The sequence below is a fragment of the Pseudomonas sp. NY5710 genome (genome assembly GCF_013305665.1).
Classification (GTDB): Bacteria; Pseudomonadota; Gammaproteobacteria; order Pseudomonadales; family Pseudomonadaceae; genus Aquipseudomonas; species Aquipseudomonas juntendi.
On the sequence record NZ_CP045554.1, the window covers coordinates 3,808,052 to 3,825,411 of the forward strand.

Annotated in this window: 7 protein-coding genes and 1 pseudogene; 3 read left to right on the plus strand and 5 right to left on the minus strand. The window is 60.3% G+C overall.

Annotated elements, in window-relative coordinates; all coding sequences use genetic code 11:
• Nucleotides 1-14: 14 nt before the first annotated feature.
• From GEV39_RS17510 to GEV39_RS17525, 4 genes are all read right to left on the minus strand, one after another.
• Nucleotides 15-428, minus strand: a complete 414-nt coding sequence (locus GEV39_RS17510) for a hypothetical protein (RefSeq protein ID WP_173890718.1) — start codon at nucleotides 426-428, stop codon at nucleotides 15-17.
• Nucleotides 428-3,199, minus strand: coding sequence for a hypothetical protein (locus GEV39_RS17515; protein ID WP_173890719.1), 2,772 nt, complete (start codon nucleotides 3,197-3,199; stop codon nucleotides 428-430). The genes GEV39_RS17510 and GEV39_RS17515 overlap by 1 nt, the downstream gene beginning before the upstream one ends.
• Before the next feature lie 135 nt (nucleotides 3,200-3,334).
• Nucleotides 3,335-5,608 (minus strand): hypothetical protein, encoded by a 2,274-nt coding sequence (locus GEV39_RS17520; RefSeq protein WP_173890720.1) that lies wholly within the window; start codon nucleotides 5,606-5,608, stop codon nucleotides 3,335-3,337.
• A 74-nt stretch (nucleotides 5,609-5,682) separates the two neighbouring features.
• The gene (locus GEV39_RS17525) at nucleotides 5,683-7,491 is read right to left on the minus strand and encodes a hypothetical protein (protein WP_173890721.1); all 1,809 of its coding nucleotides are present in this window, start codon (nucleotides 7,489-7,491) and stop codon (nucleotides 5,683-5,685) included.
• Between the two features lie 200 nt (nucleotides 7,492-7,691).
• On the opposite strand from GEV39_RS17525, the gene GEV39_RS17530 reads away from it, so the two are divergent.
• Entirely contained in the window at nucleotides 7,692-12,740 is a 5,049-nt protein-coding gene (locus GEV39_RS17530) for an RHS repeat domain-containing protein (RefSeq protein WP_173890722.1), read from the plus strand.
• Here GEV39_RS17530 and GEV39_RS26580 read toward each other — a convergent pair.
• Nucleotides 12,716-12,886, minus strand: a pseudogene (locus GEV39_RS26580) (integrase core domain-containing protein); the annotation flags it as partial. The gene GEV39_RS17530 and the pseudogene GEV39_RS26580 sit on opposite strands and share 25 nt — an antisense overlap.
• A gap of 167 nt (nucleotides 12,887-13,053) precedes the next feature.
• On the opposite strand from GEV39_RS26580, the gene GEV39_RS17535 reads away from it, so the two are divergent.
• Together GEV39_RS17535 and GEV39_RS17540 are read left to right on the plus strand one after the other, a co-directional pair.
• Complete coding sequence (locus GEV39_RS17535) at nucleotides 13,054-15,042, plus strand: hypothetical protein (RefSeq protein WP_173890723.1); 1,989 nt, start codon at nucleotides 13,054-13,056, stop codon at nucleotides 15,040-15,042.
• A gap of 142 nt (nucleotides 15,043-15,184) precedes the next feature.
• On the plus strand, nucleotides 15,185-17,338 hold the full coding sequence (locus GEV39_RS17540; RefSeq protein WP_173890724.1) for an autotransporter outer membrane beta-barrel domain-containing protein: 2,154 nt from the start codon (nucleotides 15,185-15,187) through the stop codon (nucleotides 17,336-17,338).
• Nucleotides 17,339-17,360: the final 22 nt, after the last annotated feature.

A 17,360-nucleotide genomic window follows, 5' to 3' on the forward strand; every position in this document is an offset into this window, starting at 1 on the left:
ATTATGAACATAGCTCACGCGTCGCACACCCCCCCCTTAACAATTCCATCCTTAGATACATGCTCTAAATCAGGAATGGCTATCCAACCCGTCGACATAGGATTTATATACACGCGCAAAATGAAATACCAATCCGGTGTTCTTTCCGTTCTACAGTTAGCCTCTGCGTACAAGCCGATCAGGGTCGCTGACGGCACATTGTTAAGCTTGAAGTAGGTCATCTGATCATTCTTGCAATTATTAGTATCATCATCTTTGAAGTCAAAGGTTTGTTCCCCTTTCATTCTTACTACTTCAATTGAACACCGATCCCCGCCGGGGCCATTGGCGCTGTCCCACTTTTCGGCGAATTCGATATTTCCGGCAAGCGCTGTATCGAGTGCCAGCAGCCCCAGTATCGCCAACATGCAGCCCGTACGAATTTTCATTATATCGCTCCTCTCGAATTGGCCCGCATCACGCTCCGCGGAGGTTGCTCGACTTTGAGTTCCACCTGATTGCGCCGCCCAACCTGAGTGGGCGGTCCGTAAGAAAGGCGCAGATAGTGGGCATTGCCGTCCTGGTCTACCAACTCGACGCCTAGATCTTTATCGACGGCAGCCAGCGCTTTCGCATTGAATGGAAAGTCGTCATGCCTGAAGTTGACGATTACCAACGCGCCGTCCTTGAAACCGGTGAGGTCCACCGTCTGCTTGAAGTCCCCGATCACTTTCTCCACATAAGGTTTCAGGCGGCTGTCATACTTTATTTCAAGTGGGGGCGGGCCATCGCCTTCCGTTTTTTCCAGGCGATCGCGGAAAATCCAGCCGGTATAGCTGGCCATCACCTCGTTGTTGTAGCTGCTTTCCCAAGTCAGCAGCGAGCAGGGCGGTGTTCCCACGGTGTCTTTTTCGTAGTCATTGAGCCAATAGAACTTGCATGTCTCGAAAATACCCTGACCATACTCCAGAATAAAGTAATCCTGGGTCCGGAGATGAAAGACGAAATCGTCCTCTACCGGGTCGCCCGGGGCCGCCGACCCGCCCTCGGCGCGCCAACGCCTAATGCTGTACTGCTCCTCTTTGAAAATAGGGCGAGGTATATGCTTGAATGTGAACGAGACGTTATCTAGGGTCTTTTCTGTCGAAACAAACTCGCCGCCCCCTTCCTTATGCAGCACCACGTTGAACTCGGCATTCTGGGCGCTCTCGTCGCGTGCGTGCAAAAAAAGCATTTTGAAGGTAACCCCTTCGTCAGCGTCGGCCAAACGCGTATGGCCCTGCCCGCCTTGGGACAGCCGGAACCGATTGCGCGTGGTGCGCGTTGCGTACAGAGACGTTGAGCCGCTCTCGATGCCTTCGTCCTCCTCATCCAGAATGTCGATGTCTATCCCCGACCGGCGATCGCGCAAGCGGATGCTGGCGATTTCCGTAGGGCTGAGCCAATACACCTCGTCTCCAGAAACGGGCTGAACCGGCTTCACCTTGATGTCTACCTGCAACTGTTGGTAACCGTTAGCAAATGCGCGCCCCTCATGCGTGCTCCCCACACCGCTACTGAGCGTTACCTGAAATATGTCTAGATCTGTCCAGCTCTTTTCCGGTTCCAGGCTCGAGACCGTCACTACCGCGTGCCCACCAGGGTAGCTCACACCGTTCTGGATAAACGCCAGCGCTACCACATCCGTGGCCGCGAGCAAGTCGGTGGGCGCGGTATACTGGCCCTGAGCATCGAGTACGCCATTGCCCAGTGCGCGCCAACGACGTTCGGCGCTGGGCAACCAAGTGGCATCGTCGTGCATGAACGTGCGTTGCTGGCCAGGCTTGATCACGCCTTGTTCGCTGGAGTTGATGCGGGCCGGCTGATAGCTGTTGTTGAGCACGACCCCGAGGCGCTGCTTGCCTTCGGCGTCGACAGCGATCTGCTGCAACGCCACGTCGTGGGTTATGCCCGCAGCAGGTTCGAATTTCGCTTGCCGTGCCTCTGGTAGCAAGGTGCCCAATGCAGGCCCCAGCAAGCGCCAGGACAAGGCATTGTCATCGGTACGCGAGGCGTTCAACCTCACCGGTTCCAGGCTGCCAACGGTCTTGTACAGCGCAGGCGCGAAGGCGACCGGCTGGTGCTGCACCAGCAACCGGGCGCTGGCCTTGCGCAGGACCCCGCCTTGCTCGTGCTCGGCGGTGATCACCACGGTCAGGCTGTTTTGGCCAATGGTCTCTACGTCGGCGGCCTGGTACAAGCCCGGGCGGCCACTCACGAACATGCCATCCGCCTTGCGCTGGTGACTGCGCAGGCTCATCGCCGTCCAGCGCGTCGCTTGTAGCGGCGCGCCATCGGCATCATGCAAGGTGAACTGGACCGTCTCCCCGGCCTGTAGCGTTCGAGTCGCCGGCGATAAGGTCAACAGACTACGGTGTGGCGCGATGTCGCCAAACACGATCAGATCCCTGGGTAAATCACGGTCGACCTCCTGGAACACCTGGCCACCAGGAAACAACAGGCTGCTGAGTACATCGAGACGGCCGCCGGTGACATGCTCGAGCATTTCCCGCTGGACCAGCAGCGACGCGGAATACCGTTCGCCATCGCCATCGTCAGGTATCAGGTAGGGGAATTCGCGGTCAGGCTCGAGGCCGATTGCCTCGTTGCCTAGCAGCTTGATGAACACCACCACCGCCCCAGCCCCATAGTTGTTCGCACCCAGCACTTGCGCCCCGGGCGCGGCCTGGGTACGAATGATGAAACGATCCGGTGTCAGCGGGCTTACCCCTTGAAGGTCGATGATGCCCAGGTCGAACAGGGTGCGATGCCGAGGTAACCCGGCGAACCAGCTACCGAGCCGGGGGTTCAATGCCTCGGCGAGCTCCCCTTCGTACAGGTTGCTGGCAAGGCGGGTGCCCTGGGACAGATCGAGCACCACGCGCCCGCGTTGATCGACGATACCTTGCACCTGGGTCAACTCGATGGCCATCTCCAGGGTGTAGCCCATGCTTTCGGACAGCTCATACCGGGCCAATAGCTCGCCCGTGCCGCCGTATTCGAGCACCTGACCGCCGATGATGTTCAAGGTCAAGCTGGCCTGCGAATCCTCGAGCGAGGCCGTTTCAAAAGACAGCCTCGGGGTGCCGAACTCGATCATGACCAGGGCGATGCGCTTGTCCGCTGCCTGGAATTCGAGTGAGCAGGGCGGCAGAAAGGTAAGCATTTCCAAACGGCTCAAGTACTGCTGCTCCAGCGCCCGATTGAGCCGAGCGCGGCTGAACACCGAGACCGCCCCCCAACCACGCGTACTTGGACCTTGCAGCCGAGCAATAATGTCGTTACGTGAATTACTAAGCATGTCGATTGCCTCGTGTCATTGCGGATCATTGCTGCCTGTGACGTTTGCCTCATGCCAGACGAGCTGCGAGAGCAGTGCCGAGTGGGCCGAAAGCGGTAGTGGCAGAATCGAGTAGCCCTCAAAGGTGCCGTACTCGGGATGCTGATAGCTGGCGGCGACCAGGGCGTAATGCTCGAAGGCCAGCGGATCGCTCGCGTACATGCCCTGCTTATCGATAGAGCCGGGGCCACCCAGCGGCAGGCTCCACGTCACTTCATCCAACAGGGTTCCGTTGAAACGCGCCTCCAGTTGCACACGGCCGCCCGGTTGCAGCGCGCCGAGGGCGATGTCGAGCAGCGGCTGGCGCTGCTCCACCAGCATGTGTACCTTGCGGCTTTCTCCTCGCCCATCGCTCACGACGATTTCGTCGATCACCCACGCCTTCTCGGGATCGGGGCTACCCGCGGTGTACGTACAGAAGGCCCCATCGGGGGTCGGTTCGAGGAGACCCGCCCCTGGCCCTGCGCCCTCGATAGACCAAGCCAGGTTGCCGCCGCCGTTCGATGCCGCGCTCAACTGCCCCTTATCCCCTGGCTGCAGCACCCTGATCAAGGGGTTGACGCTGATCCCGTGGGGCAGCACGGTAACCAGCACGTCGCTCGTCTGCTGGGTGGCCCTATCGGTCGCGGTGACCATGATGCGCGTGGCGAGGCCGCCCATGGCATTGAGGCCCGGCGCGGTATAGGTGCCAGTGTCGGCATCGATACGCCCCCACTCCCCCGAACTGCCGGGTAGGCCGGTCAACCGCCATTGCAGCGTGGCGTCGGCGGGCTCGACGGTAAAGGTGTGCACATCCCTGGCCTTGAGCACCAGCGGCGCATCGACAATCCGTAGCGTTGAGCCCTGCGCCCGCAAGGTACCGAACACCGCCGGGTTGATCGCTGTTTCAACCCGCTGGGGCACCGGTTGGCTGGCCTCACCCACCGTGAAGTCCTGCAGCAACTGCTCGCCGATATGCGCCGTCAGGTGGGGGGCCAAAGCGTTGTAGAAGGCCTTGTGAATCGAATACGCCACCGCCTCGTGAATCTGCGCGCGCGCTTCCATGGGCAGGTCGGGCGGCAGCCCGCCGGTGAGCTGGACCACCGGTGCACCAATGGCCGAAGTCTGCAGTTTGCCCTCGGTCATGAAGGCTGCGTCACTTGCCAGACCCAATTCGAACCGGTGAGCCAGCGTCACAGAGCCTGTCAGCGGCAGGCTGCTCCAGGACGAGCTTTCGCGCGGGCGGTATTTCAATGACAACGAGAACGACTGGCGCCAGGCCTGCTCGCTCGCCGGCGCCGAAAAGGTCGCCCGCAGGGTGTGTGCCTCTAGATCGAAACCGTCGAGCTGAAAGTCAAAAGCTTGCGAGCTGTAATCACTGCCAGGGACATAGAGTCGGCCTGCACGCGCCGAAAGCCCCTCGAGCCTGCCACCCTCGCCTCTCGTCCAGGAGAAATTGCCATCAGGAATCAGCCCCAACATGGCCTCGGCAAACGCCACCCTTTGCAACGCGGCCAGCGATAACAGACTGGTCACCTGCTGCGGGCCGGCGAACTCATCCGGTAGCAGGAAAGGCAACGGGGCACCCGGCAGCTCACCGTTCGCTCCGCTATCGAGCGTCGACCACAGCACGAGCGCCATGCGCTGCTCATCATCGCTGCGCTGAAACCTGGCGACCATATTTTTGCCAGCACGCAACGGCTTGTCCGGCGCAGTGCGGATGCCGGCCAACAGGAAGTAACGCTGTGCATCGCTCAGTTCGGCGAAATGGCCCTGGAAAAACTCCCCCCCCAGCATACCGTCGAGCGAAGAGCCCATTCCTTCCATGAAAAAGTCGTCACCGCTTGGTAGGTCAAGCTGAAGCCTCCCGTCAGCAGCGGCCAAGGTATGGTCGGATCTCAAACACAGGCTGTTCAGCGCATCGTAATGGGCCAATTGACGGATACCGCGCAGGCGCTGCAGCATGACCACGGTGCCTTCCACCTGCAGCGTCACACGCGCCACTGGCCGTGCTTCGGAAACGATGCTCAGGTCCAACTGGGGAGCCGCCAGGCGCACATCATTCAAGTTGTATGAGAGGTCGGTATGCTCGATGTCGAACTGGCCGTTGATCTCGTCGATGGCATTTCCATCGCGCCATCGCAACAGATACCCCTGGCGCATCGAATCGTTGAGCCCCCGGACGTCCAGGGCATGGACGAAATCCCACTTGGCCAGGTCTGGATAGCGGACCATCCACTCTAATATTGCCTCTACGGTATGTACGGACATGCAGATAGTCCTCTTGCTCGGTTATGGATCGGATGGCGATCAGGGACGACGCCCTGCCTGCCATATCGAAGCCGCTATGACCTCAGGCTCAGGGACAGCGCTTTGAACGGCTTGAAAGAAGCACCCTCATCGAAGCTCACACTGCCCTGAACCTGGAAAATCTGGTTCAATGCCAACTCACTCAGTTGGGCCCTTTCGAAATGGGCAACGATTCGCTCAGCCTCTTCCTCCTCTTCGCTAACGGCCACCTTGCAGCGCGGGTAGAAGGTTTTCGAGGCGCCCCCGACGAGCCCGTGAATTTCAAGAGTGACCTGTTGCCCGGCAGCCATGCCTTTCCAGTAGTCAACACTTAGCTCCAGCCCTTCGTCCGGCACCTTCGCCAGCGACACAGTGCCGTTCTCGACCGGTTGGCACTGGATGCCTGGGAGGCGGTCTTTGACGATGTCCTCAACCACGTGAAGCCGGTAGGCGTCGGAACTGCCCAGGTGTTCCCCCCCCAAGCTGACCGAGCAGGAAACCTCTACGACCCGGTCAAGATTCGGCAGTATCAGGTTGGCTGGGACAGCGCAGCGCTTCTGGTCGCTCGCTAGCGAAAAGCTTTGCGAACCCGCCTCGGTGAACCCCCGCCAGTGAGCGCTGAGTTCGGCTCCGACCGGCAGGTCTAAAAGGTCAGGTATCAAGATGGCCGAACCGAAAAGCAGCGAATTCCAGCCGTCGATGGAGCCGTCGTGCGCTCCGCCGTCGTCGCCAGGCACGGCGTCTTCCACGCTTGGAGTGGGCAGTTTCAGTTGTGTCTTGATGTCGATGCTCAGGTCTTGCGAGCGGCCATCGTAGCCACCCCGTGCGCACTGGTATGAGAGCAGCACCTTGTCGCCACGATGGTCACGTACCCACTGCCCATCGAGACTGAATGCAAAAAACTGGCTGTCCACTGACGTAAGGTCCAGCCGCATGCCGAGCGCCTCGCTGGTCCCCGAGGCATACTGCAGAAGCAGAACGACGCCGTCTCTGTCGGACATGCCAGCATAGGGTGCAAACTCGAGGGTGATACCTTCAGGGTAAGCATCGGGGTCGATGATCACCGTGCCGTCAGCACCAGGGGGAACGTCGCGCACCCGTGGCGGGGGCAGCAAGTCCGGGAGGCCAGGGTCGCTGTCCACTATCAGCAGCGTTTGCATGGGCGAATCGCTGAAGCGAGTGTTCCCCACATAATCGAGGCGGTAGGAAACCTTCAGGGCCAGGCCTCTCCCGGTCACGAGGATCGAATTCTGGAATGGTAAGCTGACTGCACGGTTTATATCGTCAGGCCCCACCGTGTGGCCAATGGTGCCTTTTTCGAGTTCTATATCACTGTCGGGGAAGACAAGCGACCACGAGCACGTGAACTGGTCCCCTTCGCTCATTGCCTGATACGGCAACAGCACAAGGTGCGCATCCTGGCCGCCCAGATCGTCGACCACCACGGTCAAGTCGTGAGACTCCATGAGCTGTGCTACAGGTAAGCCACCCTGGGCCGGTAATTCACGGTTGACATAAAAAAAACGGCGCAATGACGCTTCACAGGTTTCGCCCGGGGTGCCTACCCGAGTATGCGCATTGTAAGCGTAGAACACCCACCCGCCTTTCAGGCCACTGAACCTTACTGCCGGGATGAGGCAGTGATAGCAGCCTTGGTCATCCAACGCATCTACAACCAGTGCCACTTGAAGGTGATCCGAAGGGCTGCCGTCGGCCGCACAGCCGCGAAGATCGATATCGAGCGTGTCACCTACGACAATGCCCGGATAGCAGATCAGTGTGTCGAGCATGTCATCCAATGCATCGGCATCGAGGCTGTTGTTGGCATCGAGTGCCGGAACATCAGGCATCGGTAAAAACGGCATGGGGAACTCCATTGATGAGCGCTACTGAGGTCTCAGAAGCTCGCAATGGAACCTTTTTTACCCCTGCCCCCACCCCACGGGAAACTGGCAAATATGCTAGGTGGCACACCTGGATCACGCTGCTAAGGTCTGCAACAAACAGGCCCGGCTTCTACCGTGACCGGTGCCTGACCCAGTACCCCTGTTCCGAGGTCAGCACAATGACGCTCAATTCCAGAGTGCGCAGCAATGCCAGTAATTTCATCGAACAACTGCAAACCGGTGTCGATGCACGCACCGGCCAGTTCACCGTGAACCTGAAACTGCCTACCGTCCAAGCGCATGATCGGCGAGGGCCGGCGCTGGACATCGCGCTCGCCTACAACGCCTTGACCCCCATTGATGCAGGCTACGGGCTGGGCTGGGATATACCCCTGTCGCAGTTTCGCCAAAGCAAGGGGCTGCTCACCACCAACAGCGGCGAAAACTTCAAGATCATCAGCGACCCGACACAGCTCGGGCGCATGACCGTGGGCCAACAGAAGCTCGAAAGTTTTCACTTCTATCGCGACAGCGCAGCGGTTTTTCGCCTGGTGCACCGCAGCGGTGAGGTGGAGTTTCTGGAAGAGCGCGGCAGCGGCGAATTCCGTACTGCCGTGCCGGTGCAAATCTGTACCCCACAGGGCCATCGGCTGAACCTCGACTACGACACCTACGGCGGCCATCCTTACCTGTCCCGCGTTCATCAGAGCGACGGCGAGACACTGTTACGGATAGAACGGGCCCCGGGCCGCAACACCGTGGTTTTGTCGTTCAACCCCGACATCAGCGACCAGCCAGGCCCCTCCTACACACTGCACCTCGATGCCGAAGGCAAGCTCGAGCGCTTCGAGCTACCCACTGACGAGAAGGCTACCTGGGCCTTCGACTACCAAAAAATCAGGGACATGTGGTGTGTCGTGGAAATGCGTACGCCCATGGGTGGTGTGGAACGGCTGGAGTACGCCGACGGTGGGCATCATTTCCCCACCAGTGCCAACCGGCCCACATTACCCAGGGTCACCCGGCACCTGCGGCACCCTACCGCTGACGGCGACCCTGTCGACATCCGCTACCAGTACTGCATGGATGCGCAGCGTCCGGACGCCCGCAACTTCCTGGGCTATGAATTGAACTACAGCTGGCTCGACGATGGCCTGGACTACCTCTACCAGCACAGAGGCGACTACCGGTACGGCACCATCGAGACGTACTGGACAAACGACGGTAACGGCTCGCCGCGTGCGCTGCGCTCGATCAACCGCCATTACAACCGTTACCACCTGCTGGTGCTGGAGCAAACAAGCCAGGGCGAGGCGGTGGCACGCCAGACCATCACCTACAACCTGCACGACGATACCCACTTCGATCAGCAGCCGGCCACCTGCCAATTGCCCATCGAAACGCAATATTCCTGGTGGCTGACGAGCGCTTCGAGCGAGGTTTACCATGAGAAGGAATCACGCACGTACGACCACCAAGGGAACCTCAGGACCCTCACTCGGCGCGACGGGGTGCAGGAAATCAGCGAGTACTATCCGGCCGAGGGCGAAGACGGTGACGAGGGTGTCTGCCCCGCCAATCCTGAAGGTTTCGTGAGCTACCTGAAGCGACAGGTGACGATACCCGTAGCCGGGCCAGGAAATGCCGCCACGCTGGTCAAGCGTTTCGACTACAGGGCCCTGCCGGCACTGAGAGACCCTGAGCGAGCCGACTTGGCCGACTGGCATACCGTGACGCAAGAGCGAACGCTGCAGCTGGACAATCAACAGGAAGTCGAGCTGACCCGGCATGAGTACACCTATGTCAACGATATCGACGTACCCTTCCTGCATGGGCGGGTGGTGATGAAAGTGACCACCCGCGACTTCCTGCCTACCGTGGTGACGCATGCATTCAGCCAGCTGAGAGCCGACCAGACACTGGCCAATGTACCGGTGGTACAGACCCAGGAAACCCTCAGCGGGTGGGACGGCAGCGTATCGACGAGCCTGGTTCAGGAGTCGGCGTTCACCGGGGACGTGGTACTGCGCGAGGACACCGAAGGGGTTCAAGTACTCTATGAGTACGATGCCCTTGGGCGCCCGCAACGCGAAATTCTAGCCCCCGAGGACCCGCAACACCGTGCCGAGAACACCTGGCAGTACTATCTGCATTGCACGGAAATAGGCGAGGCACCTGGCACATCCACGACCTCTGTCGGCGGGGTCACCACCCGCACGTATGTCGACGGGTTCGGACGAGTGATCGGCGAGGCCCGCGACCACATCGACAAAGACGTCCCCCAGCGCCTGCACGAAACCCTGGAAGTACGCTATGACGCGCTAGGTCAAACCATCGAACGCACCGAGCATGACTGGTACCAGAACAATCCGCAGCCGCTTGTCACCCGCTTCGAATACGACGACTGGGGGCAATGCCATCGCACCACGACCCCCGACGGCGTCATTCACCACGAACAAGCCAAGCCGACCCGCGAAGGCATGGTGATTCGCAGTTGGCGCAGCAGCGGCGATCGCATCAACGCAATGACCGAAGCTTCGATGAACAGGTTCCAGGCCCCGGACCAGCTGCGCACGCTGGACGCCAGCGGCACACTATTGTGGACACGTAACTTTACCTACGATGGCCTTGGACGCATCCACCGCCAAACCGATGAACATGGCGACACCCAGAGCTTCACCTATGATGCCCTAGGGCGGCTAAGCAGCACCCGCCTGCCGGATGGGACGGTCCTTGAGCATGGCTACGCCGCCCACGCTGAAGCCGCGCTGCTCACCGAGGTTGCCCTGGTACCCGAGGGGGACCGTAACCAACGTGCGATATTGGGTTCTCAAGCGTTCGATAGCCTGCATCGCCGCACGCGTACCGACGTGGGCAAACAGAGCCATCGTTACCACTACCAAGGCGGACGCAACCGACCGTCAAGCTACACCACACCTGCCGGCGCGAAGATCGAACTGAGCTACCTGCTCAACCTGACCGGCGCGCCGATCGCCAGTGTGGCCCCCGACCAAACCTGCAGCTACGGCTACGACCCACGCAACGCCCAACTGGAACGCGCCACCAGCGAAGAGGGCGAGCGCCAGTACGAGTACGACAACTTTGGCCATTTGATCCGCGAGCAGTGGACAGGCAAGGATCAGGTAACCTGGACCACTCGTTACCAGCCATCGCTGCACGGGCGTATCCACCTGCGCGAGGACCAGACGCGCACCCCCACACGCTATACCTATGACGCCGCCGGAAGGGTGAGCAGCATGACCTGCGAACAGGTGACGGTCACCTACCGTTACGATACCCTCGGCCGGCTCGAGCACGTCACCACTACCGACCGGGCCGGTGGCAGTGAGCAGGTCACCACCCATGGCTACGATGACCACGACCGCGAGACCAGCCGGACCACCAGGGTCACCGGCCAACCAACGCGAACCCTGGAACAGACCTGGTACCCAGGTGAACGCCTGAAAAGCCGCACGCTGACCGAAGAGGGCACGCTGCTGCTGGGTGAAACGTTCGCCTACGACAACCGTGCTCGCCTGAGCATCTACAGCTGCACTGGCAGCGAATTACCCCGTGACGAACTTGGCCGACCGATCAGTAAAGAGATCTTCCTCTACGACGGTTTCGACAATATCAAAGTCGTCACGACTACCATCGAAGGAAAGCTATACCGTACCCTTTACACCCCCCGGGAAGACGACCCCTGCAAGCTCGCCAGCATTCAGCATCTGCCCGCACGGCCGGGCCTTCCCATACCGCCATTCGAGTACGACGCCAACGGCAACCTGCTCAACGACGAAGCCGGGCGCCGGCTTTGCTACGATACCCAGAGCCGTTTGCTGTCAGTGACCGACGCCTCCAGCCAGGTACTCACCAAATACCATTATGACGGTAACGGTGACCTTCATGCAGTCCAGGCCACCGGTCAACAAGCCACACAGGTGTTTTTCGAAGGGTATCGGCTGAGCCTGGCCATAGGCAACGCGCAGGCGCAACGAGTGCTATACAACGGCGAAGGGCCGGTGGCCCAGCAGGCGTGTGGCGAACCTGGCCAGACGCTGCTGTTGCAGACCAACGCCAGCCACAGCGTGATCGCCGAGTATCACTTGGGCGAGTTGCGCAAACTCAGCTATGGCGCTTACGGCAGCCTGCCGGAAAGCGAACAGGCCGCCGCCAAAGGCCTGTTGCGTTTCAACGGCGAGCTGGCCACGACTGCACTGGGCTGGTACCTGCTCGGGCGGGGCTATCGGGTCTACAACGAACGTATCCGGCGCTTTCATAGCCCCGATAGCCTGACCGTGTTCGATGGCGGCGATATCAACCCTTACAGCTACTGCCGCAACGACCCGGTGAATTTCCGCGATCCCAGTGGGCACGAGGGTGAGAGCAGCAGCGGCCGGCGGCGCTCCCCGGTCGAGGACGAGGTGCCCACCTACGGTGGCGGCGGTGGGAACTGGGAAGGATGGTTGATGCTGGGCGTCGGGCTGATTGCCACCGTCGCAGCGGTGTTTACCGCAGGGAGCTCGATCAGTGCACTGGTAGCAGCCGCCAGCGTCACCGCGGGAATGATCGCCAAGGCCACGGTGCTGACCATCATCGCTGCCGGCGCCGTCATCTCGTATGGTATGCAAATCTACGCCACCATCAAGCAGGACGAGAAAGCGAACATGATCGCTTTCGCGATAAACATCGCGGTGACGTTCGTGTCAATCATGTACGCGGCGTTTACAAAAATGGCCAGTCTTTTCAGGTCATTCAGGAGACAGTCTGGGTCGCCGGCGGCGCGGTCATCGAGATCATCAATAGTAAGAAGCAACTCCACGACGAGCGCTTCTTCGGTAAGTGACGACGCCGTGCCCTCCACCTCGTCCCGCGGTTCAACGTCAAGACGACCCTCGTTTATCTCAAATGCCAGCCTAAATGCGCAAAGAAGTGGGGCAAACAGCCGAACTTCATCGATAGCAGCCGGCGGGGAAGTGAATCAGCTCGAAAATACCATTCCACCGAGCTCGCCAGGAACTTCTTCCGCGATTGCAAGAACGTCACGGTCCAGTTCCCTGGCAAGTGATTATCTCTCGGAGTTCGACCGCCCCCCGCTTAACTACTCGTCCGGGTTAATCTGGTTTAAATCCCGTACTCAAGGGTGGATTCAGGTGAGTGAAGCCCAGGCCGAGCAAGTTCGGCGCAGGTGGGAACAGGCTTACTACGGTCGGGGTCTGTTCCCGTAGGCCGATCGGCCTAAAAACGCCCGATGCACCGCATCGGGCGTTTTGTTTTTCACGGCTATGTGAGGCTGCTCTGTGTACATCTGCACCGCCTCATCAACCATCTTTCTCGCCTGCGCCAGGTCATCTGGCTTGCTCAGCAGTAGCTCTGATGAATGGGGATGTAAACCTTATTCAGGTCGGGACATGCCTAGCATTTTTACCAGTAGTCCGATGGCCTGAACGGGCGCTAACGTAACGTCAGCGCCCCCTGGCATGCCAGGAACCGAATTCACCTGACACCTCTGTGCTTCGCCCCCTGCAAAGGAGTTTACGGATGAACAGTAAAGACTCACGCCACCCCAACCGACAGCTCGCCGACGAAGCCCGCCGCCAGTACCAGGCGCAACGGATCAAGCGCCTGGCCAGCCTGCCCATCGCCGCCCTCGCTGAGCCAACCGTCGCGGCAATCGTCGACCCTATCGACGGCACACTGAATGTGAAACTAATCGATCAAGATCTCGATGTGAGCATCCCAGAATGGCCGAACATTGCCGACGGCGACAGCGTGCAACTGTATATCAAGAGGCATGGCAGCAACGAAAGCATTGCTGTGAGCGAATCGATCCCGGCCGACGAGAGCACAACCTTCCCACTGAATGTGCCAATGGACCAGGCGCATCTAGAGCAAGAGGGGGCCTTCGATCTTTTTTACAAACAGATGAACGCCGACGGCAATTCGATCGACTCCGCCCCCCAGCCACTGCGCGTGGACCGCACACCGCCTTGGGGCCATCAGTACCCTGAAAAGCTGGCCCTGCCCGCCGTCCCCATCACCGATGCCTACCTGAAACTAAACCCGCAAGGTGTGACGGGTACCATTCCCGAGTATGAGGACAGCCAGAGCAACGACAAGGTTGCCGTCTATTACTTCAATGAGCTCCCCCCGGATAGCTCAGACGATCTCCCTGACCCAATCCTCCTCATCGACGTACCTGAAGACAGGCAGATCACCATCAGTGAAGATGACGTGCGTACCTATGGCGACGGTGGCTGCTATGTGGTCTACGTGCTGATAGACATCGCGGGCAATGCCAGCCGCATTTCCACTTACACTGCCCTGGACGTCGCGCTCGGCACCCTGCCCAGCGGTATGGGTGACCCGGTGGTGCCATTGGCCGCTCCCGACAATTTGGTGGATCTGGAGGATGCCCGAACTGGGGTGCTGGTGGAAATTCCCGCCTTCGAGAACTGGAAAAGCACGGACACCATCATTGTGAGCTGGGGCAACACCCCGCTTCCCAGGGAGCAGATCGGCTCCAGCCCGCACTTCCCTCTCGAGGTGCGCGTGCGTCCCGCAGCCTTGAAGGCGGAGTACACCGACGCACCCGAACGCCAAAGTACGCGTGTCTCCTATGAGCTGTTCAGGGGAACGATGTCACAGGGCACAAAGCACACGGACGTGGATGTCGACTTTTCGGTCATAGGCCCTGTGCGCCCTGATCCGGATCCGGACTGGCCAGGCGGAAACGCCAATCTGCCCACGCTCGAGGTTCGCGGCAAGGTATCCAACACGGCCAATACGCTCACGCGTGAGGATGAAAACCAGCCTGCCCGCATCAGCCTGACACGCTACACGGAGGCCAAGGACGGCGAGCGGATTCAATTCTACTGGAAAGGCGAACACGTTCCGGAAGCCAATCTGACCATCGACACCACGGAGCCCGTCGAACTGACGGCCGAAATCCCATGGGAATACATCTATAACGCACGTAACGATCCGCAATTGCCTGTGCACTACGGCATCACCGCCCCCGGAGAAACCAACGAAGAGCACTCACTCACCACCTTGGTGAACGCAAATGCCGTGGTGCTGCGGGCACCTGCGGTGAAGTTCGAGCGCACCTTCAAGCGCGCTGATGGCACGGAGGTGTTGAATTGCAATTCCCTCTGGGACCCAAACGATGGGAGCAAAGAGGCCGCGTTCCTCGTCACGATCCCGGACCTGACAAGCCTCGGCGTCTCGGCCGGCCATGTGCTGAAGATCACCTGGACCGCGCTGAAGGGGGAAAGCGGTGATATGCAAGTAGCTGAGTTGACCCAGAATCTGACCATCGGCACCGACCTGCCCATTACCGGCGGGGGATGGGAAATAAAACCTTACGAGGAAAAAATCTACCCTATCTACGATGGCGTCAACAGGGGGCGTGGACGGGTCGACTATGAAATCAGCGGCGGAGCGGAAACGATCAATGCCATCTCCGCTGAAATGTTGGTGAGTATTTTCAATGGCGGTGGCTCGTGCGAAATACCTTCTGGGGCCTGACCGGAATCGCTCTCCTGTCCGCGAGAGCGATGACCACTCAGGCAACTGGCGACTTTTCCTACATAACCTAGAGACCAATCTGAATACAGTTTTCCTTTTCGTAGAACTTTAGTTGCGTCCTAGACCTGAAAGGAAATAACTCATGCGAATCCATCGTACCCGCACGGCCCCATTCCTGGGGCTGAGCGGCTTTCTCCTGCTACCGTTCAGCCCAGTGACGGATGCTGCCCCTGTGTTCGACGACCAAACCATCGACGCCAGCACCCCCCGCCAGAGCTGGCAGGTAATCGATGGCAGCCTCACCGCCAACGGTGCCACCACCAACGAAATCATCGCCGAACCAGGTACTCGCGTAACGCTCAACGACAGCACCGTCGCCGCCAATGCCGCTGGCCTGCGGTTGCTGGGTGCTTCTGCGGTGGTCAACCGTTCGCAGCTCAGCAGCCAGAGCAACCAAGGCTTGCTGATGAACGAGGGTAGCCAGGCGCAAGTGTTCGACAGCCAGATCACCGGTGCCTTGCGCGGCGCCACGGTCAATGCCAGCACCCTGGAACTCACGCGCACCCAGGTCAGTGCAACCGCGGCCACATCGTCAGGCCTGGTGGTGCTCGACGGCACGCTGCGCGCCAGTCAAGGCAGCGTGATTTCAGGCGTCAACGAAGGGATATTGATACGTTCGACGCCAACCGGTACGGCCAATTCCGTGGTGCTGGACGCCAGTCAGGCAAGCGGCCAAGCCGGGCCGGCCATCCGCGTGGGCCAGGGTGGCGCGCCCGCCGATGCACAAATCGCCATACTCAATGGTTCGACCCTCAGCGCCGGTGCTGGCGAGGCACTGATCGACATCGGCGGCAATGCCACCGCCAATGTACGCGTCAACGCCAGCGACCTGATAGGCGACATCGTCGCGCAGCCCGACGGGCACGCCAGCCTGACCCTGGAAAACCGAGCGACCCTGCGTGGGCGCCTGGATAACATCGAGCGGGTAGCCATCGACAGCCTCGCCAGCTGGACGCTGGTCGAAGACAGCCAGATCGGCGCCTTGTCGATGAACGGTGGCAGTATCCGCTTCGGCGAAGCGGACGGCCAATTCCATACCCTTACCGCCGACAGCCTGGAGGGTAATGGCACCTTCGTCATGGCTGTGGACTTCAACACCCTGCAGCATGACTACCTCAACATTACCGGCCAGGCTACCGGTGACCATGGTTTACTGGTCAGCAGCAGCGGTACCGAGCCGCAAGCCGAGAGCCAGATGCACCTGGTGCATACCGGCTCGGGTGATGCACGTTTCTCGCTGGTCGGCGGGCCGGTCGACCTGGGCGCTTACTCCTACGACCTGGTCCAGCGCGACAACGACTGGTTCCTCGACACCAGCACAAGAACCGTCAGCCCAGGCACCCAAACCTTGCTGGGGCTGTTCAACACTGCCCCGACGGTGTGGTATGGCGAATTGGCCACCTTGCGCAGCCGGATGGGCGACGTACGCCGGGGTGGCGATACGGCCGGTACCTGGCTGCGCAGCTATGGCAACCAATACAACGTGTCGTCCAGTTCCACGACGCAGTATCAGCAGACCCAGCAAGGCATCTCGTTCGGTGCCGACATGCCGCTGGGCCAGGGCCAGTGGCTGGCCGGCGTTACCGCGGGCTACAGCAAATCCGACCTGAACCTGCCGCGCGGGGCTTCCGGCGAAGTCGACAGCTACCACCTGGGTGTTTATGCCACCTGGGTAGACCCGCAGTCCGGTTACTATTTCGACGCGGTCGGCAAACTCAACCGCTTCCGTAACCAGGCCGAGGTACGCCTGAGCGATGGCCAGCGAGCCAAGGGCGACTTCGATACCACCGGTGCAGGTGTTTCGCTGGAGGCCGGTCGCCATCTGAAACTGGGTGATGGCTGGTTCGTCGAACCCTACGCACAGGTCGCCGGCCTGATCGTGCAAGGCCGCGAAGTCACCCTCGACAACGGCATGCGCGCCGACAGCCAGCGCAGCCGCTCGTTGCAGGGCAAGGTCGGCAGCGCGCTGGGGCGTGACATCGCCCTCGAAGGCGGCGGCACTTTGCAGCCGTATATCAAGGTCGCCGCACTGCACGAATTCGCGCGCGGCAACGATGTGAAGGTCAACGACAATCGCTTCCACAACGACCTGGCCGGCACCCGTGGCGAAGTGGGCGCAGGCCTGTCCGCTCGCTGGGCGGAGCGCTGGCAGGTGCACGCCGAGTTCGACTACAGCAACGGGGACAAGCTGGAAAAGCCTTGGGGCATGTCACTGGGCGTCAACTATCGCTGGTAACGCATTCGCGTGGGGGCCCCGC